The organism is Vibrio astriarenae (assembly GCF_010587385.1).
In the GTDB taxonomy this organism is placed as follows: Bacteria; Pseudomonadota; Gammaproteobacteria; order Enterobacterales; family Vibrionaceae; genus Vibrio; species Vibrio astriarenae.
The window spans coordinates 504,706-524,628 of record NZ_CP047476.1; the positions used below are offsets into that span (position 1 = coordinate 504,706).

The 19,923-nt window shown below is 44.9% G+C and carries 14 protein-coding genes; 10 read left to right on the plus strand and 4 right to left on the minus strand.

Going from position 1 to position 19,923, the window contains the following annotated elements:
• Positions 1 to 37: 37 nt before the first annotated feature.
• A complete protein-coding gene (locus GT360_RS16595) occupies positions 38 to 2,326 on the minus strand; it encodes a glycoside hydrolase family 9 protein (protein ID WP_164650076.1) in 2,289 nt (762 codons plus the stop codon).
• A 247-nt stretch (positions 2,327 to 2,573) separates the two neighbouring features.
• Here GT360_RS16595 and GT360_RS16600 point away from each other — a divergent pair, with 247 nt between their 5' ends.
• The 8 genes from GT360_RS16600 (at position 2,574) to katG (ending at position 14,933) form a co-directional block, all read left to right on the plus strand.
• Positions 2,574 to 4,568 (plus strand): peptidase U32 family protein, encoded by a 1,995-nt coding sequence (locus GT360_RS16600; RefSeq protein WP_164650077.1) that lies wholly within the window; start codon positions 2,574 to 2,576, stop codon positions 4,566 to 4,568.
• Positions 4,569 to 4,671: 103 nt separating this feature from the next.
• A complete protein-coding gene (locus GT360_RS16605) occupies positions 4,672 to 5,244 on the plus strand; it encodes a lipid-binding SYLF domain-containing protein (RefSeq protein WP_164650078.1) in 573 nt (190 codons plus the stop codon).
• 212 nt (positions 5,245 to 5,456) lie between these two features.
• A complete protein-coding gene (locus GT360_RS16610) occupies positions 5,457 to 6,944 on the plus strand; it encodes an EAL domain-containing protein (protein WP_164650079.1) in 1,488 nt (495 codons plus the stop codon).
• A gap of 146 nt (positions 6,945 to 7,090) precedes the next feature.
• On the plus strand, positions 7,091 to 7,477 hold the full coding sequence (locus GT360_RS16615; RefSeq protein ID WP_164650080.1) for a hypothetical protein: 387 nt from the start codon (positions 7,091 to 7,093) through the stop codon (positions 7,475 to 7,477).
• A gap of 183 nt (positions 7,478 to 7,660) precedes the next feature.
• On the plus strand, positions 7,661 to 8,722 hold the full coding sequence (locus tag GT360_RS16620) for an efflux RND transporter periplasmic adaptor subunit (protein ID WP_164650081.1): 1,062 nt from the start codon (positions 7,661 to 7,663) through the stop codon (positions 8,720 to 8,722).
• Between the two features lie 2 nt (positions 8,723 to 8,724).
• Positions 8,725 to 11,823, plus strand: coding sequence for an efflux RND transporter permease subunit (locus GT360_RS16625; RefSeq protein WP_164650082.1), 3,099 nt, complete (start codon positions 8,725 to 8,727; stop codon positions 11,821 to 11,823).
• Positions 11,824 to 11,936: 113 nt separating this feature from the next.
• Positions 11,937 to 12,590, plus strand: coding sequence for an oxygen-insensitive NAD(P)H nitroreductase (nfsB, locus tag GT360_RS16630; RefSeq protein ID WP_164650083.1), 654 nt, complete (start codon positions 11,937 to 11,939; stop codon positions 12,588 to 12,590).
• A 162-nt stretch (positions 12,591 to 12,752) separates the two neighbouring features.
• Positions 12,753 to 14,933, plus strand: a complete 2,181-nt coding sequence (gene katG / locus GT360_RS16635; RefSeq protein WP_164650084.1) for a catalase/peroxidase HPI — start codon at positions 12,753 to 12,755, stop codon at positions 14,931 to 14,933.
• Positions 14,934 to 15,007: 74 nt separating this feature from the next.
• On the opposite strand, the gene GT360_RS16640 is transcribed toward katG, so the two are convergent.
• Positions 15,008 to 16,189 (minus strand): MFS transporter, encoded by a 1,182-nt coding sequence (locus GT360_RS16640; RefSeq protein ID WP_164650085.1) that lies wholly within the window; start codon positions 16,187 to 16,189, stop codon positions 15,008 to 15,010.
• A gap of 128 nt (positions 16,190 to 16,317) precedes the next feature.
• Between GT360_RS16640 and GT360_RS16645 the strand changes: the two genes are divergently transcribed.
• Positions 16,318 to 17,199 carry a LysR family transcriptional regulator gene (locus GT360_RS16645; protein WP_164650086.1) on the plus strand — a complete coding sequence of 294 codons (882 nt, stop codon included), beginning with the start codon at positions 16,318 to 16,320 and terminating at the stop codon, positions 17,197 to 17,199.
• A 54-nt stretch (positions 17,200 to 17,253) separates the two neighbouring features.
• Here GT360_RS16645 and GT360_RS16650 read toward each other — a convergent pair whose 3' ends face one another.
• The gene (locus tag GT360_RS16650) at positions 17,254 to 18,477 is read right to left on the minus strand and encodes an HlyD family secretion protein (protein WP_164650087.1); all 1,224 of its coding nucleotides are present in this window, start codon (positions 18,475 to 18,477) and stop codon (positions 17,254 to 17,256) included.
• Complete coding sequence (locus GT360_RS16655) at positions 18,471 to 18,800, minus strand: MFS transporter (protein ID WP_164650088.1); 330 nt, start codon at positions 18,798 to 18,800, stop codon at positions 18,471 to 18,473. Before GT360_RS16655 ends, GT360_RS16650 begins: the two co-directional genes overlap by 7 nt.
• A 106-nt stretch (positions 18,801 to 18,906) precedes the next feature.
• Between GT360_RS16655 and GT360_RS16660 the strand changes: the two genes are divergently transcribed.
• Positions 18,907 to 19,908, plus strand: coding sequence for an AraC family transcriptional regulator (locus GT360_RS16660; RefSeq protein WP_164650089.1), 1,002 nt, complete (start codon positions 18,907 to 18,909; stop codon positions 19,906 to 19,908).
• Positions 19,909 to 19,923 lie beyond the last annotated feature (15 nt).

Sequence of the window (19,923 nt, forward strand, 5' to 3'; positions counted from 1 at the left end):
GGGCGTTTTTTTTGGTACAACGTTTGAAAGTTGAAAATCAGTTGAGTTTCCCTTCATCCAAAGCGCTGGCTACCCAAACCAAAGGTGCATTCCAGTTGATAGTGATTTCATTCAACGTCCATGCGTTGATGTTGTCACGATAACAGGTTTGCCCAATACAATTTCCCTTCAAAGGTGCGGCGACTGGGTCACTAAAGCTGATGGAGTTTGGCCCACCTATGAGTGCTCCTGGTGCTGGAGCGGGGTAGTTTTCATCAGCAGCTTTTGCCCAGAATCGGTGGTGTGGATTTTGAGCTGCATTCGTACCGTGACCAGTGATGTAGGAGATGTTCATCGGGTTAGCACCCAGCACATAGTCCATTGCGTTAGCTGCTGCCTTGATATATTTCGTATCACCAGTAAAGTCATTCGCATAGATTAAGAAAATACCGCGATTGACAAGGTTTGAATTGGAACCCCAAGGGTACTCCTCTACGGTATAGGGTATGTGATACCCTTCGTTTGCTAACTGGCTCACATAGTTATCAGAGGTCTCTATGATCGCTTTACGCGCTTTTTCGACTTCTTTTTTGTCGAGTTTGGATTCAACGACCGCAAGACTGATCGTGCCAAGGGGTGCAGTGTATTGCCAAAAGATGTCTCCATCCGCCTCAAGATTTGCTTTAGGTGTATCTAAATAGAGAGGCGAGTCTACAACGACCTGTTTATAACTGTCTTTTCCTGTTGTGATAAACAGTTCACTCGCTGCCCAGTAAATCTCATCAGCGAGTTCGAAGTCACCATAAGGGCCCGAACCGTTGAAATTATCATAGGCATAAATCTCAGGGTGTTTTTCAGCTGCTTGCCAAGCTTTTTCAGCAGCGTTCAAGCATTGCTTAGAAAACTCTGGATCTATCTCTTTCCAGATGCGGGCACATTGTGCGCCGATTGCAGCTAGGTTTAAAGTTGCAGCAGTACTTGGTTGCCCAACATAACGCTTCTGTGTGTCCATATGTGGTGGCAGTGGCATTCCAGTCCATGCTTCATCAGCGATTTTATGGAATGCGAGGTTTGATGCGTCTATCTCGGTGAGTTTCAAGCTTTGGTCACTCGATTGGTTACCAATAGGCGCATAAACACGCTTTCCTTCAGGTATTTGCATCGCAAGCATAAACTCGATGTTCCAGCGAGCTTCACTAAGGAGTGGGTTTACACCGTTACCTTGTTCCGGGATGGTGACATTACCGCTGTTAAATGGTGTTTGGGCATTGTCTAACCACAGCCCGCGTTCATATAGGTTTAACAATGTCCAAGTTGAGATGCCGCTGTTAACGACATATTTGCCATGATCGCCAGCATCATACCAGCCGCCGGTTGTATCGATTGTAAAATCACAGCCCGGCCAGTCATTACCCCAAGAGTCTTGTTTGTCAAAACAGGTGACGACATCAGAAGGATGTCCAGCAGGGCGAGCCAAATCGTCGCGTTGTACAAACTCGGGTTTGATTTCAATACCACTTCGATTTTGATAGAAATAGGAGAGGGCATCGTATTTTAAGCGATTGTAAATTTGACTAGAAATGTCAAAAGGAACACCTTTATCATCTTCTATCGCAACGGTCAGTCCACTCATTTCAGATTTATAGTGACTTAGGTTGATTCGGTGAAGCCCCTCACCTGAAGCTTTATTCGTGCCAAAAGGTTCCGTGCGCCCCATGTCAACATTGATACCTTCAGCGTTGCTTAGGGTCCAGCGCAACGGTTCTTTGGAGTCGCTCGCAATGAAGATAAACTTATCGGCTTGAGGGAGGAAGCCTAGCTGATTGTGTCGAATAGGCGAGTTTTCAACGACTTCAACATAAGGCTTACCTTGTATAGACATGTCGCTGATACAAACGGTAGCGGGTTTTTGTGCGCCCATTTGGAATTGAAACTCACCCCCGGCATCACTTGGTTTATCTTGTGTAAACTCAAAGGTGAACTTTTGCTTTTCGGTGCTAATTTTTGTGTCATTGATAAAGTAGTGAGTGTAGGGAGGACCTTCATGTTGAATCAGAGTCTTGACCTGAGTGTTAACATCCGCATAAGCATTGAATGAGATGGTATAGGTCTCGCCTTCCGCTAATCCCACGCCGCCATGACCTAAGATAACACTCCACGGGTCACTACCAGGGTTAGTTATTTTCATACAAGCTTGGTTATCGTCTGTACTCACTTGTCCACCGGCAGTCCACCATCCATCAATGCCATTAAATTGCCCATTGCGGATCATCTCATCGGCGAACGCATGACCACTCGAAATCAAAATGCTCGTGAGGATACACAGGTGCAGTTTACTCTTCTTCATATCTGTTCCTTGGTACTTATCCATTAACCTAAATAATGTACTGTGCATAGGTTCATACCGAATAGCGGACGAAAGAATGAAGTGTGATGAAAGCCCTTACATGAATAGGGAATCGTGACTACCTGAACAAATCTCATTAATTTCATGGTGAAGTTTCACGGGCTATATTTGGGTGATAGGGTCGAAATATGTGAACTAGATCGCTACAATACCGAACTTTTGCAGTTCTCTTTAGTAGGTAAGCCTTGTGTACGACAAAAAGCAATTTGAACTTCTGGCCCCTGGTGGTGATTTAGAATCCATTAAAGCGGCAATTGCCGCTGGTGCGGATGCTATATATTGCGGTCTAGATCGTTTCAATGCGCGTAACCGTGCCGCAAATATAACGCTTGATGTACTTGATAGCGTACTCGAGCTTGCTCATCAATATGACTGCAAAATCTTCCTCACTCTCAATATTGTGGTATTGGAAAGCGAAATACCAGCGATCGTTCGTTTGCTACAGCAACTTCTCGACACAAAGATTGATGGCGTGATTGTGCAGGATTTAGGCTTGGCGTATATCTTGAAGCACCATTTCCCAGCATTAGATATGCATGTATCCACGCAGATGAACACGCATAACGAAGGTCAAATTGCTCTATTGGGTAAGCTAGGTGCTAGCCGCGTTAACCTATCTCGTGAGTTAAACATTGATGAAATTGCACAACTAGCAACGTTTGGGCGTGAGCATAACGTGTTAATGGAAGTGTTTGTTCACGGCTCTTACTGTATTGGTTTTTCAGGTTTGTGTTACATCAGTTCAGCGCGAAATGGAGCATCTGGGAATCGTGGTCGTTGCAGTCAACCTTGTCGTGAGCAATATCAACAAACAGAAATGGGTAAAGATTACCCGTTAAATATGAAAGACAATTCTGCGTTCGGAGACCTTGAGGTACTGGCTGCAGCAGGTGTGTACTCTCTTAAAGTGGAAGGTCGTATCAAGAAGTCACACTACGTTTATACAGTGGTCGATAATTGGCGCCAACAGATCGATGCACTCTGTAGTGACAAATCGTTATCAGAAGACACTCAAGAGTTGTATACGGTATTTAACCGTGACTTTACTAATGGCTACCTCAAGGGCGATATCCATCGTGATATGTACATCGATAACCCGAGAGATTTTGCACCGACACACTTTAGCCGTCTGGCTAAAGCCGACACTCCGTTGGAAATAAAATCGGTTAAGCAGGCCTTGTATGACAAAAAAACCGACATCATCAATGCAGTAGATAGAGCGACGGCGGAGATGGAAATTACCACGGCCAGTAGGCGTAGCCTAAAAGGTGCGATTGAAATTGATGGTTTTGAAATGCCATCTCCGTGCAGCGACAAATACACGGACCAAACACACACTTTATCTGTTTTGATCTCCGATGTTCACCAGTGTGAACTCATCGACCAGTTCCCAGACGTAGAGTTTATGTATCAACTGCCTGACGCTCTGGCTGACTTTGTCGATGTGACCAAACGTCAATTGAAACGACACCCTCGTATGGTTCCAGTATTCCCAGCTGTACTGATTAGCCAGCACTTTGAAGCGGCGAGGGAACTTTTATCAAGTGCGCGTCCGGATAAAATTGTGACTAACAACCTTGGTGTTGCTCAGCTGGCCATTGAGTTAAATATCGAATGGGTGGCAGGTCCACAGCTTAATCTCACCAACTCATTTGCATTCAAGTGTATTAATGATGAGCTACACGGTGCTGGAGCCTATGTATCATCTGAACTCAATAAAAATCAGATGAAGCGTTTATATCGACCTGAAAATTTCCAGTTGTACTACACGCTCTATCAACCTTTGACCCTACTGACTAGCCGTCAGTGTTTGTTTATTCAGAGTGTCGGGTGCAAGAAGCAGAGAATGAACCGCGGGTGTATGAAGCGTTGTTCAAAACATGCCTCAATTTTAAACCTCAAAGATAACCCTTATATTATCGATAAAAAAGCGGGTTCATTTAATAGTCTTTACAGTGATAAAAACACATTGAATTTAGCGGCACTTGAAGACCTACGTTCTACCTTTACTCACTTCAACATCGATTTGAGGAAAATAAAGACAGAAACCAACATATTGGTTGACGAAGCTCGTCTAATTGAACTGTTTACATCGCTGCTAAAAGGAGAGTGCGATGAACAGGCGGTTACGGATGTATTGCTGAACACGACCAATAAACAATACGAGAAAGGTGTCTCGTAGTATTAAGACCGCCGAATGTTGTAAATAACGTCATATAACTCGCACTCTTCATAGCATGTACTACTATGTTATTGAGTCTTATCACCTTTCCCAAGGAGGGAACATGAAGAGAGCGTTGTTGGCAATAAGTATACTGACTGTTGTTGCGGGCTGTGCGACTGGGGATACTCCAGAAGCCAAAAAAAAGAATGCCCGTGCTGAGACGCAGTCAGCCCTTCAAGAGATTTATGCTGAACATGATGGTGCTCAAGCGGCAGTTTCAGGAGCGCTTTCATATTTAGTGTGCACGGGTTCAGATAGCTACTTGTTTGCTGCTGCATCAGGTGGTGGTATTTGTACTTACCACAAAGGTGGAAGTATCGACTATTACCGCTTTGCATCACTGGGGGCAGGCGTTGGGATCGGCTTTAAGAAGATTGCGTTCGTTTATGCCTATCATGATGCTGCAGCTATGAAACGCTTTGAAGAGACCGGGTGGGATGCAGGTGCCAAAGCAGATGCGACAGCACAAGCCGAAGGTGAGGGCGGGCAAGCAGCCGCAAACACTTCATTCGATGTTGAAGGTGTGAAGATATATCAAAGCGCGTTATGGGGTGCCGCCGCACAAGCTACCGTTCAGGGTTACAAGTTTTGGCAAACAGACTTTACTGATGATGTGATAGAAAATTCAGAGTAATTATCATTAGAGGCCTCATCAACGAGGCCTCTAATATTTTAAAGCATGGACTTTGGCTCAATTTTACCCGAATCTAAGTAGAACACTCTTACTGTACTAATATTTTTGTTAAAACACTGAAAAATAAATAGTTCAAGCCTTTCTATTCCAGTTACTTTGTAAGACAATATTTCGCCTAGTTATTATTTTAACGACATTGGTGTTCGACAGTTATGAATCCAGATAGACAATTCACTTTAGAACTCAAATCCTGGCTCGTTATCCTGATATTCCCGCTGCTTATCATAGTCCCTGGTTCGGTTGCTATTGCACTAGGTCGAGTGACGGACTCCTTAGAGCAATATGCAGATAGCTTTGTTCGTCGAGTGGACGGTATTGTCGAAGAGCTCTACTTCGAACATGAGCAAGTTAAGGGTGTTAGTTTTAATTGTGAGGATTTTACTGATGAGCTGTTTTTTGACAGTACTTATCGTGAGATGTTTTTTGTTCAAGATGGAATTGTCATTTGTTCGTCTCGCGTAGGTTCTGCTCACGTCGATCTTCGCCATCTATTCGGGTCTAAAGGGGTCAAGACAGGCGAGTATCTCTATAACAGAGCTGGTGACCCATCAAAGCGTTCGTTGGTCGTTGCCACTGTTGATGAAAATGATGCGTTTTCCGGTGTATTTTCGGTCATTGATCGCGAGTATTTGCAAGCGAATATTGGCAGGCAGGTGAGTGACAGAGTCGGGCAGTTGAAGTTTCGTGTTGGTAAACAAACCTATCCAGAATACGATGCTTTTACGTCAGACAAACACCATGTTGAAGCAAAATCCAACAAATATAGCTATGAAATTATTGTAGAAGCAAAAACTTCGTTTGTTCAACACATGATTAGCTATGTCATTCTTCAAGGAATTGTTCTTTCTTTATTGTTGTCATCATCGTTCGTCGCATTTAGGCGCTATTTCACTAAACGCGATTCTCTTGTCGAAGACTTGAAACGTGGCCTTGATAGAGATGAATTGTTTTTGGTTTACCAACCTGTCATCGCTTCTGAAGCTAAAAAGATCATTGCACTAGAAGCTTTAGCCCGCTGGGAGCATGTGAAGATGGGCCTCATAGGTCCCAATGTATTCATTCCTTTGGCCGAAGAACATGGTTTGATTAATAAACTCACAACCTATGTGTTGGACCGTGTGTACAGAGACTTGTGTGGCATGGAAGAAGTGGGCGTCGAATATATTGGTGTTAACGTACCACCTCAGTATTTACACAAATCACAACATTTAGACCACCTTAGAGAAATTCAAAATGGACTCAAAGAGTTAGGCGTTACCTTGTGTGTTGAAGTCACGGAACGTCAATTGCTAGATGAAAATGCGCGTCAATCGCTAACCAAATTAAGAGATATCGGCATCAAAGTATCAATCGATGATTTTGGTACGGGGCACACTTCACTGGCTGTATTGCAGCAAACTAGTTTTGACGTGTTAAAAGTCGATAAGTGCTTTGTAGACACCATTGGTATCGATTCAGTCAACACTCCCGTATTGCAAACCATCATAGAGCTAGGGCACCGATTGGGTGTCGATATTGTTGCGGAGGGAGTTGAGACTAAAGAGCAGGTCGACTATCTAGATGCTGCGAGTGTTCAATATCTGCAAGGGTACTACTTTTACAAACCTTTAAATTTAACTCAGCTTAGAAAAGTGTTGTGATTACAATCAGCTATGTTTGGTTTTTCACAGACATAGTTGATTAGATAGCCAGTTATGTGAGTGTTTCGTCAAACTCACGAACGCCACATTCTATTCGTATCGTTATCTGTTAGTTTGCGCGTCTTTACGATGAACTAAGGTACACTATGCGTTTAATCACTTCTCTCGCTTTACTCATTTCAGTTCTGTCTATCAAGCCTGCCATCGCACAAACGGGCGTTGGTGTGATGGTTGGTAATCCGTATTGGGGACTTGAGTTAAAACACAATTCATTACGAATGAATGTGAGCCTTGATGACAACTTTGGTGTCGGGGTAAACAAAGTTTTCGGTATTAACAATACTCCTTTTTACGTGTTTGCGGGAGGTCATTACGTCGATCGAGATAAGCACAATATTGCTCTGACCCCAGGCATTGGTGTCGAAATCAACGCAAACCCACTGGGCTTTTATATTGACTTAGGTCCAAGTTTTTACTTGGATGAAATGGAATTTGACTGGGAAGCACGCGCGGGACTGCGTGTCTATTTCTAATAAACTGCAATAAATTATGAATCGATTTTTGCTCTTGAATCCTCTTGTTTACATTCTGTAGCATTATTTGTTCATAAATATTTATTACAAATGCCGATAGTTTGAAGCCTGCTAGGTCTTCTGGCTTGCACTCCGGGTAAAATGGCGTTCTCTTTTTGCTTCTTGTAACCGTTTTCGTCAGCAATGAAAAAATATGCGCTTTTCGCCGGTGTCACCGCTCTAGCAGGCTTCACCGCATTCTCACTCCATACTTCTGAAAATGAAGAGCCTTCAGTATCTACAACGTTAACCGTCGATACGACCTTTAGTCATCAGCAGACCCTACAACGTAGTGTCCATATGTTGGGTAATACGTTCGCACACCAATCGATAGAGATAAAACCAGAAGAAAAAGGTCGAATTACTCAAGTTTTGGTGAGTTCCGGCCAGTTAGTAGCGAAAGGAGAACTTCTGTTTAGCCTAGACGACCGTCATCAACGCGCTGTCGTTCAGCGAGAGCAAGCCAACCTCAAAGAAATCGAGAGACAATACAATAATTTAGTGCGTTTGTTGCCAAATGGTGCCGTCACACAAGCGGATGTCGATGCAGCACAAGCACTCGTCGAAATGCAGCAGGCAGAACTCGATATTGCAACGGCAAATCTACAAGACAAGCAAGTCACAGCGCCATTTAGTGGTCGCCTTGGTTTGGTGGATGTCAGTGTCGGTCAAAATGTCGACTCAGATACCGTGCTGACCACACTCGATGACCCAAGCAAGCTGAGATTGAACGTAGCGATACCAGCTTCTTATTTACGTCAGCTATCCATTGGCCAGTCCACTGATCTTTCCAGTGTTGAAGACAGTGCCAAAGTGACCGCTACCCTAACCAGTTTAGATGGACGTGTGAGTAATCAAACTCAGAGTATTCAGGCGCAATTCTTAATTGATAACCATAAAGCGGGTCTAACACCGGGTAGCTTAGTTATGGGTGAGTTGACGTTACCTTCTCAAGTTGAAGTAACGATCCCGCTGCAGTCTGTGGTCTATCGGGGCCATCAGCGCTACGTCTACGTAGTTCATGATTCTGTCGTCGAGCAAAGACCTGTTAGCCTCGGGGAGCGCACTGGCGAGCAGGTTCAAGTCTTGTCTGGATTGGATCTTGGCGAAGAGATCGTCTATCGTGGAACAGTGAAGTTACGTGACGGCGCAGAAATCGAAGTAATTGAAACCATTGATACTGAATCAACACAAGGTAAGCAGTAACAATGAAGCTGTCAGATTTTGCTATGTACCGCCCAACGTCGGCGGTTGTCCTTAATATACTCTTTATTGTTTTTGGTTTAGTCGGCGCAAGCATGCTTGCGGTTCGCGAGATGCCAGATGTCGAAAGTAGTGTTGTTTCGGTAGGCACGCCCTATCGAGGCAGTGCTTCATCCATTGTTGAAAGTCAGATCACTAAACCGATCGAAGATCAATTAAGTGGCATTGATGGCATAGACTATATCTGGTCATCTTCTTGGGATGGTTGGTCTGGTGTCAATATCACCTTTAAGCCGGGCTACGACATGATCCAGGCGGTCAGTGATGTTCGCGACGCCGTTGGACGTGCAAGGGGAAGACTGCCCGATGATGTTGATGAGCCTGTTGTGCGTAAGAATAGTAGTGAAGGTGACCCCTTCATGTGGCTCAATCTAACGAGTACCAAACACGATCGTGTTGAGCTCAGCGACTATGCGCAACGCATTTTGATTGAACGTCTAAGCTTGTTACCTGGTGTGAGTTCGATTAACACATCCGGTGTTATCGAGCGTGTGCTCTATGTTGAAATAGACCCGATAGAACTTGCAGCACGAGAACTCACAACGACAGACGTGACTCGTGCACTCAGAGCTGAGAACTTACAGCTTCCTGCTGGATACGTTCGAAATGAGTCACTTAATGTCGTGGTTCGATTAGAGCGTTTGTATCAAAAAGTCGATGACTTTGAGCAGCTGCAGATCGTTGAGAAAGATGGTGAATCTGTGCTGTTAAAGGATATTGCGAAAGTTTACGTTGGGGCAAAGAAAGAGACAACGACCTTCAAGGCAAACAATGTCGACAGTATGGGACTTGGCATCGTTGCAATGTCACAAGCTAACCCGTTAACCGTATCTGATGCCGTTCAGCGTGAACTTGAACAGTTGCAACACTTTCTCCCAGAGGGTGTTCAGCTTGAAGTCGATTACGACAGTACCGTTTTTATCAGAGAAGCAATCAAAGAGGTTTACATAACGCTTGCGATCACAGCGGTGTTGGTGATTTCTGTTTTGTATCTGTTCCTTGGGCGACTGTCTACTACAATTGTACCTGCTATTACCGTGCCTGTGTCACTCATTTCAGCATTTTCTGTAGCATATCTATGTGGTTACTCAATCAACTTAGTGACTCTGATGGCACTTATTCTCGCTATCGGATTAGTGGTAGATGATGCCATCGTGGTGGTTGAGAACATTGTACGTCACCGTCGAAATGGTTTACCTGCAATGGTGGCTGCTTTTAGAGGGACGAAAGAACTCAACTTTGCCGTCATCGCAACGACTCTAGTGCTCATCATGACTTTCCTTCCATTGATCTTTTTGGAAGGGAAACTTGGTAACATGTTTGCTGAGTTCGCTGTTATCTTGTCCGCGGCCGTTGGATTCTCATCAATCGCCGCGCTAACCCTCGGACCAGTATTAAGTGAACGCCTATTTAGGAATGAGTTGGAAACCCCAAGCAAAGTATGTCAGTGGGTAGATGCCAGTGTGGTACGCACTCAAATGGGTTATAGGCAGACACTTGAGGGTGTCCTCAAGTGGAAAACCTTCTCACTATTTGTATTGGCCCTCTGTTCGGTTGGACTCTACTTTTCGTACGGTGCACAACAACGAGCGTTCGCTCCGGTGGAAGATAGAGGCGCAGTCAACGTGTATGTCGGTGGTATCGAGGCGACCAGCTATGAGCGTATGGTTCGTAGTATGGAGCAAATCAATCATCGTTTAATGCCGCTTGCCGATGAAGATGGACCTGTCGCCTCTCTCAACTATTCAACACCTGCTTTCGGAACATGGGCTGATCACCAAGGCTTCTTTATTATCCGCCTGAAACACTGGGACGACCGTGATATGAACGCGACGCAAGTTGTGAATCTCATTAAAGAGTTGACGCGAGACGTGACCGACGTACAAGTGTTCCCATATCAACCGGGCTTTGGTGGTGGAATGGGAGAGCCTGTACAGTTTGTACTCCAAGGGGAAGACTATGATGTCATTTATGAGATTGCGAAAGAGTTAGAGCAGCTTGCTGAAGCGAGTGGCAAAATGGACGGTGCGAAGCTTGATTACAACCCAACAACACCGGAAATGCTGCTCACCGTCAATCGTGAGGTAGCGAGAGACTTAGGAGTGAGTGTCAATGATATTGCCTCAACACTTGAAGTTCTGCTGGGTGGCGCGACAGAGACGCGTTTTGAAGAGGCTGGTGAAGAGTATGATGTTTATTTGAAAGCCAATGAAGAGCATTTCAACTCTGCAGCTGACTTAAGCAAAGTCTACTTGCGCTCAAACGGCGGCGCGCTGATTTCTCTAGATACTTTGGTTTCCGTGAACGATGTCGCCTCAGCGCGTGGCTTGTTCCATTATCAACGTAAGAAGTCGATTAACCTTAAAGCGAATCTGGTTGAAGGCGTAACGCTTGGAGAGGCGTTAAGTTACTTAGAAGAGGCGGTTCAGCCGATGTTACCACCTGGCTACACCTATGATTACGCAGGTGAATCGAAAGACTACTACGACAACCAACGAGAGGTTTGGTTGATCTTTGTACTCGCTCTGTTTGTCTCTTATCTCGTGTTGGCAGCCCAGTTCGAAAGTTTTGTTAGTCCAACCATTGTTATGTTAACGGTGCCGATTGGTCTACTTGGAGGCTTGGCAGGCATTCTGATTGCGGGAGAAAGTTTCAACCTCTATTCACAGCTCGGTATGTTAATGCTCATCGGTATGGCCACTAAGAATGGTATTTTGATTGTCGAGTTTGCCAATCAGCTGCGCGACCAAGGACAAGAAGTTAAGCAAGCCATTGTTAACGCGGCAGAGCAGCGTTTGCGCCCAATCGTGATGACTGCCATGACAACCTTGCTTGGCTCGATTCCGATGTTAATCGCGACCGGTGCAGGCTCAGAGACGCGGTTTGCAGTGGGGGTTGTGATATTCAGCGGCATGCTGTTAACGACGGTGGTCACGTTATATGTGATACCAAGTCTTTATCTGTTGATTGGTGGTCACAGTCGTTCACCAGAAGCGAGAGTGAGCGAAGTCAATGAGGTGTTGGCCCAACATGCAGAGTCATAACTGTGGGTAAGCTATAACTTTGTTGATAGGTCACTTTATCTCTGTGCTAACAAGGGGTAGAGTGATTTTTCATCATCGACTGAATACATACGTTTACTAATTAGGAGAAGGTCGTGCATATTGTAGAAGCAGCTAAGTCTCGCTATTCAACCAAAGCGTTTGATAGCTCTAAAAAACTGACAGAAGAACAAGTTACGGCAGTAAAAGAGTTGATTCGTCACAGTGCCTCGAGTGTAAACTCTCAGCCTTGGCACTTTATCATTGCCGGGACGGAAGAGGGCAAGGCGCGTGTATCCAAAGGGACACAAGACGGTTTTGCATTTAACGACACGAAAGTAAAGAATGCCTCTCATGTCGTTGTATTCTGCGCAAAAACCTCGATTGACGATGAATATCTCGCCGCACTCGCGGAGCTAGAGGATCAGGCAGGGCGCTATCCAAACGAAGACGTGAAGAAAACGGTGAATGCTGGGCGCAGTTTCTTCGTTGGACTTCATCGTGAGACACTTAATGATGCAGAACATTGGATGCAAAAACAGGTGTATTTGAATGTAGGTACGCTGCTATTGGGCGCTAAGACGCTAGGTCTTGATGCGGTGCCTATTGAGGGTTTCGACGCTGAAAAATTGGATGCGGAATTTGGTCTAAAAGAGCAAGGTTACACATCTGTGGTTTTAGTCGCTTTAGGCCATCGCTCGGAAGAAGACTTTAACGCTAAACTTCCAAAAGCTCGTTGGGCTGAAGAGCGCGTATTCACCGAGTGCTAATCGAGTGAACATTTGGCTTTGTTGAGAGTTCAACAGAGCCAAATTATCTATGTATAGGCAGTATAATTTACAAAAATTGACGCAAAATCGAGACATATTCCACATGGTAATGGTCAACTCTTGTCTAGACTGATTGAGTTAGTTCAGATAAGGACGTAAGCCATGACCGATAGAAAATCTCAATGTCCCATCGCACACGGTGCGCATACCACAAGTGACCGAACAGAGTTTGACTGGTGGCCCAAAACCCTCAATCTCGATATTCTGCACCAACATGACACCAAACCCGATCCAATGGGCGGTGATTTTGATTATGTCACCGCATTTAATGCCATCGATTATTCAGCGCTAAAGCAAGACCTTACAGACCTAATGACTTCGAGCCAAGATTGGTGGCCAGCAGACTGGGGGCATTATGGTGGTTTGATGATCCGCATGGCTTGGCATTCTGCAGGTACATACAGAATCGCCGACGGGCGCGGAGGCTCTAGTCGTGGCAATCAGCGTTTTGCGCCTTTAAATAGCTGGCCTGATAATGGCAACTTAGATAAGGCAAGACGATTACTTTGGCCAATTAAGCAAAAATTTGGCAATGGAATTTCATGGGCCGATTTGATGATATTAGCTGGCAACGTGGCTTATGAGTCAATGGGATTCAAAACGTTTGGTTTTGCGGCTGGGCGAGAAGATATCTGGCATCCGGAAAAAGACATCTATTGGGGTTCAGAGAAAGAATGGCTGGCACCAAGTGGGGGAGAGGGAACGCGTTATTCTGGAGAGCGTGACCTTGAAAACCCACTTGCTGCAGTGATGATGGGGTTGATCTATGTGAACCCTGAGGGGGTCGATGGCAAACCTGATCCGATTAAAACGGCGCGCGACATGCGTGCAACCTTCCAACGTATGGCGATGGATGATGAGGAAACCGTGGCTCTGACAGCGGGTGGACATACGGTGGGTAAGTGTCACGGTAATGGTGATGCGAGTCTTTTAGGCCCAGAACCTGAAGGGGCTGACATCGAAGACCAAGGGTTAGGTTGGCTAAATAAATCCAAACGAGGTGTAGGTAGTGACGCTGTCACCAGTGGATTGGAAGGGGCATGGACAACCAATCCGACGCAGTGGGATAACGGATACTTTGAACTATTGTTGAATCATGATTGGTGGACGACGAAGAGCCCTGCTGGCGCTTGGCAGTGGGAACCCGTAGTCATTGATGAAAAAGACAAACCCCTTGATGCAGAAGATAGCAGTAAGCGTCACAATCCAATTATGACCGATGCGGATATGGCTCTTAAGTTCGATCCGCAGTTCAGAAAAATCGCTGACAAGTTCTACAAAGACCCTGACTATTTCTCTGAGGTATTTGCAAGAGCGTGGTTCAAGCTCACCCACCGCGACTTAGGGCCGAAAGCGCGTTACTTGGGCCCAGAGATTCCAGAAGAAGATTTGATTTGGCAAGATCCTGTGCCGTCAGCGGAGTGTCGTCTAACCGATGATGATATTGAACAGTTGAAGAAGAGGATTGCAGAGTCAGACATCCCTGATAGCGAGTTTATCGCGACGGCGTGGGATAGCGCACGTACCTATCGAAACTCTGATCGTCGTGGTGGCGCAAATGGTGCGCGAATTCGATTTGCTCCCCAAAATCAATGGGTAGGTAACGAGCCCGAACGGTTGGCCCGAGTTCTCACTGAATTAGAATCTATTAAACAGTCTACAGGCACATCTATGAGTATGGCGGATCTCATCGTGTTAGCCGGTAGTGTCGCTATTGAAAGTGCGGCCAAACTCGCAGGCTATGATGCAAATGTACCTTTTGAACAGGGACGTGGCGATGCGCTCGAAGAGATGACGGATAAGCCTTCGTTTGACGTTTTAGAGCCATTACATGATGGGTTTAGAAACTGGGTGAAAGCTGACTATGTCGTATCTGAAGAAGAGATGCTGTTAGATAGAGCTCAGTTGATGAACCTGACAGCACCCGAGATGACGGTTTTAGTCGGTGGTTTGAGAGTGCTTGGTGTGAACCATGGTGGCAAAACACATGGTGTTTTTACTGATAATGTGGGTCATTTAACCAATGATTTCTTTATGACCCTAACGGATATGGCGTTTGCATGGCAGCCAACCGGTAAAGGTGATTACGACATTATTGAACGTGCGACCGGCAAAGTGAAGTATCAGGCATCTAGAGTCGATTTAGTGTTTGGTTCGAACTCGATTTTGCGCAGCTACGCTGAAGTATACGCTCAAGATGACAATAAACGTAAATTTGTCGATGACTTTATTAGTGCGTGGCATAAGGTGATGGATGCCGATCGGTTTGATCTTCATCGCTAGGAAATGCAGAAGAGTTAAGTGAACACTTTGGGATAATAAAAAAGTGGGGCGAAAGCCCCACTTAGTTTTGTTAGTTAAGCGACATTGAGTTGTTTCGCTTCTTTTTTATCAAGTGCCCCACTCAAACGAGTTAATAGCAGCGCACTGATAACAATTGCTCCACCCACCCAAGGTGTGTTCATTAGGTCAGACTCGGCAACAATGATACCGCCACCCCATGATCCTAACGCGATACCTACGTTAAATGCAGCGATGTTTAGTCCAGATGCCACGTCGACAGCATCAGGGGTATACTTTTCTGCGAGTTTTACAACGTAGACTTGCAGACCAGGTACGTTACCGAAGGCAAAGGCACCCCAGATAAGTATTGTCATTACCGCTGTTACTTTGTGACCAGCAGTGAAAGTAAAGATGAACAGAATCAAAGCAAGGAACGCAAAGATAATGGTTAGAGCTTTGATTGGACCAGCTTTGTCAGCCAGTTTGCCACCCCAAATGTTTCCAATCGCAACTGATACACCATACACCAGCATAATTAAGCCAATAGCACTTGATTCAAAGCCTGAAACTTCTTCCAAAATCGGTGCGAGATAAGTAAATGCTGTAAATGTACCGCCGTAACCAAGCGCTGTAATTGCATAAACAAGGAGCAATCTTGGCTGAGTCAAAACTTTAAGCTGGGCTGATAGCTTCGCCGCTGGTGGCTGTTTTAAGTTATTTGGTACTAATAGCGCACTGCCAATCAAAGCAATTAAACCCAGTACAGCAACCACTAAGAATGTCGATTGCCAGCCGAACGTTTGACCGATATATGTTCCTAATGGAACACCTGTAACGAGTGCTACTGTCAACCCAGTGAACATAATGGCAATCGCACTGGCGGCTTTATCTTTAGATACTAGACCAGTCGCAATCGTTGAGCCGATTGAGAAGAAAACACCATGAGCAAGGCCCGTTAAAATACGTGCAGTAATAAGGGTGGTGTAGTTAGGTGCTTGCCATGCGAGTACGTTACCAATCACGAACAGTGACATGACTGTAAGTAATACTGTCTTTCTCGGCCACTTACCCGTCAAAGCGGTCAGAACTGGAGCGCCAATTGCAACACCCAGTGCATACAGACTCACTAGTAGACCTGCAGAAGGCAGTGATACGTTTAAATCTGCCGCCATTGTTGGAATGAGACCAACGATGACAAATTCGGTGGTGCCGATGGCAAACGCGCTTAGCGTTAAAGCAAATAGTGCTAAAGGCATAATGTTATCCCGTTGTGTTGTGTGTTTCGTTGGGGCGCATTATGCAGAGATTTTATTTTTACAAAAACAGTGAGTTTTACAAATTACTTTTGCTAAAATTGCATAAATTAAACGTTTGAGTGTTCACCATGATTACACGTTCTGATGATCTCGAAATATTGTTGGCTGTCGTAGATAGTCACGGATTCTCTGCTGCTGCTGAACAGTTGGAGATACAAGTGGCGAAAGTATCGCGTTCGGTAACACGGGTAGAAAGTCAGTTAGGCATTACTATTCTCAACAGAACCACAAGACGAGTGGAGCTGACAGAAGAAGGTAAACAGTTTGTCGATCAAGTTCGCGAAGGGATTGCTATCCTGAACGGAGCAGAAGATGACGTTATGGAGAGAGGAGAGCGACCGAGCGGCAAACTCAGAGTGGATGCAGCGAGTCCCTTCATCTTTCATCAACTCGTTCCACTGATTAAGGGTTTTAAACAACAGTTTCCTGATATCGAACTCGAGTTAACTTCTAACGAAGGTTTCGTTGACCTTCTTGAGAAGAAAACCGATATTGCAATTCGTATCGGAAAATTGACTGATTCTACGCTGCACGCGAAAGCTTTAGGAAAGAGTGATCTTTATGTTGTTGCTTCACCGAGTTATCTCGCTGAACGAGGTGTGCCATCAGCAGCCGAGGAACTTACTCAACATGATTTGCTGGGATTTTCCGGCGTGAAAGTACTTAATCACTGGCCAATCGACAATGGGGTTATGATTACGCCAACTTTCACTGCGAGTAATGGCGAAACCGTTCGACAATTGGCACTCGATGGTAATGGTTTGGCTTGTTTGTCTGGGTTTATGGTTAAAAGCGATATTGAGAACGGGCGTCTTGTTGCACTTTTTGAAGAAAACAAGCGAACAGACACGGGTAGGGAATTAGTGAATGCAGTGTTCTATAAGCAATCACATCTAGCGAAGCGAATCGCCGCGTTTATAGATTATATACAGCCGAAGTTAAGTCTGTAACTGCCCATTTTGAGAGGGTGTCTGACATCATGAATGACCGGACACCCAGCAGAATTACACCGAATAGAAGTAGTAGAGCTGCGACTTCATTCGAACAATGATACCCCTGATCACATCTAGGAAGTTGAGGAAGCCAATTGGCTTGTCACCGCTCACCCAAGCCAAGCCTACTGAACCCACGGGAATATCATACCCCTCTGTTTCTTCGATTTTTAGGCGCACAAAGTGATGCTTGTTATTCACGTTTTGGCCGGTAGTGCTGCTTACTTTCGCATCCCAACCTAACAGGTTACTCTGTGACTCACCCGTCGCTTCAACCACACCCTCTACCTCGGCAGAAAATATATGACCAGGGTATACAGAAGAAGCAAACTCTGCTGTATTGCCAGGTTTAATATTGCGGATTGCCTGATGATTGACGCGCATTAACACATATTTCTCATCGGTGTACATTTGCAGGCGCGGCATGGTCGAAACGCGCTGACCTTCACGTAGAATAAAGTTAGTCACAAAACCGTCTGCCGGTGCATAGACTTTGGTGCTGCTGAGTTCCCATTCAGCTTGCTCTAGTTGCTGCTCGCTTTTTAACAGTTCTGCTTTACGAGAAGAGACGGTCAGCTTGGATTTGTCAATACTTAACAGTGCTTTATCTGCTTCTATTTTCAGAGTATCTAGCTGACTTTGCATAGCAGTCACATTGTGGCTTGCTACATCGACCAGGCTTCTTTGTTTATCAATGTCACTCTCTGTAATCGTGTTTTTAACCACACTGTTCTGTTCTAAATAGCGATTGAGCATACTAGTTTGAAGCTCTAAGTCGACCTTTGCGCTATTTAACTGACTTTGAGTGGTACTCATATTTTGCAGTAGCGCACGGTGGTTGGCTTTTGAAATATCGACATCTTCCTTTGCCAGTGCCCATGCGATTTGTGAAGCCTGAACCTGACCGTGCGCTTGTTTGACCGCGATTTTGTATTGCGTATCGTCAATTTCGTAAATGAGCTGGCCTTTTTCTATCTGTTGGTTGGGCTCAATATGAATCGCAGTGACCTTACCCTTTACATTGAGCGAGTCCGGTCTTAACTGAATATGAGGAGATTGAACTAAAGAGCCTCCGGACAAATCCATCGGCGTATAGTTAATCAAGCCAACCCAAACGAACATCAGCCATCCAGTCCCGCCAAGATAAGCAAAACCTTTGGTGAACTTGTTCCAAGGCATACCCACTAATCGGAGTAGATAAATGAAAAGTGCCCATACCGCTAAGCCCTCTAACATGATGCTGACTCCTCTTGGTCTTTAGGTTTTGTTGGGCTGTGCCAGGTATCGCGAAGTGAGATGATGGCTTTTTCAACATCGACAAATGCAAGAATAACCGCGAGTACCCAAACCCAATGCCAAATAAAACCGATCCAGGTGAGAATGGTAATTAAACCAACTTGATTATGCTGACGATTATGTGCCTTATTGATTGGCAACTCATGAATACGCCAAAAGCCATAAATAGCAGCCCCTATAGAACTAACCAAAACGACGAAAGCGACGAAATGGAGTGCAGTGTCGGCACCAGTACCAACAAAAGGAGTGGATAGTAAACTCATAGATATTCCCCTGATATTAGGCGTTGGATTCTGCAAAATAGATTGTTATGGGGTTTAAACTATGACAGATTACTTCATAAATAATGGGATATTGATGGAATGTGTAATGTCGGTAACGCGATTTATTCGAGTTTTTGTTATGGAGAACCTCTACTTAAACTGTCTCAACAAATATGGAGTAGACCCAGACAGTATTTCAGTGCCTAAAGCGGTATTTGAAAATTCGATGGCGCTTATTCCAACCTCCCAAGTCGCGGTTTTATATAGTGAACTGGAGAAACACAGTGGTGATGGCGATTATGTCCTTAACAGTATGGCAGGTTCACCGTTAGATCATACCAAAATGATCAGTCGTTGGATTTTATCTGCGCCGGATGTCACCAGTTGCGTTAGACGATTTAACGGTGGTGTGTTTTGCCTCCATTCTGGTGCGACGGTGCAGGGTTCACAAATAGGCAACATCATTAAATGGACTTATGATGTAAAGGGATTGCCCGTGAATATACGTGTACATGACAGTGTGCGTTTCGCCATATTTATGGTCAAGTTATTGCGTGATTACCTTGGTGAAAATTACACACCTGTCAGAGTTTTGCTCTGCGGCTTTCGCTCAAACCAAAAAGTCTACGATTCTTTTTTTGGGTGCGAAGTCGTATGGAATCACCATAGAACCGAAGTATGGTTGAGTAATGAAGATCGCTTGCACAGTAAACAGTTAGATACTCGAAAAACCCACAATCTTGCAATGACTTACAGTGAGTTAGACAGTTTACTAGACATGCCAAATCCTGATGAGTTTCTAAAGAATGTATCAGAGATGATAAAATATTGCCGCTATTACGGTTTGCCAACAGTAGAGCGTGTCGCTGGTTTTATGGGTCTATCGAGTCAGCAGTTACAGCGCAAACTTAATGCCGAAGGGGCTAGCTTCACCGTCCTATTTAACTACGTTTTAGGCAATTATGCTGCTGAGCAATTAACCAAAGGCAAGTCACCTAAAATCGTCGCTCAGTCTATTGGCTATACCAATGTTGGAAGCTTTAATCGTATGTTCAAAAAGCAAAGAGGTGTGACACCGTTAGAGTATTTAGATCTGAATCGAACATAATGTTCAGCGCACGGT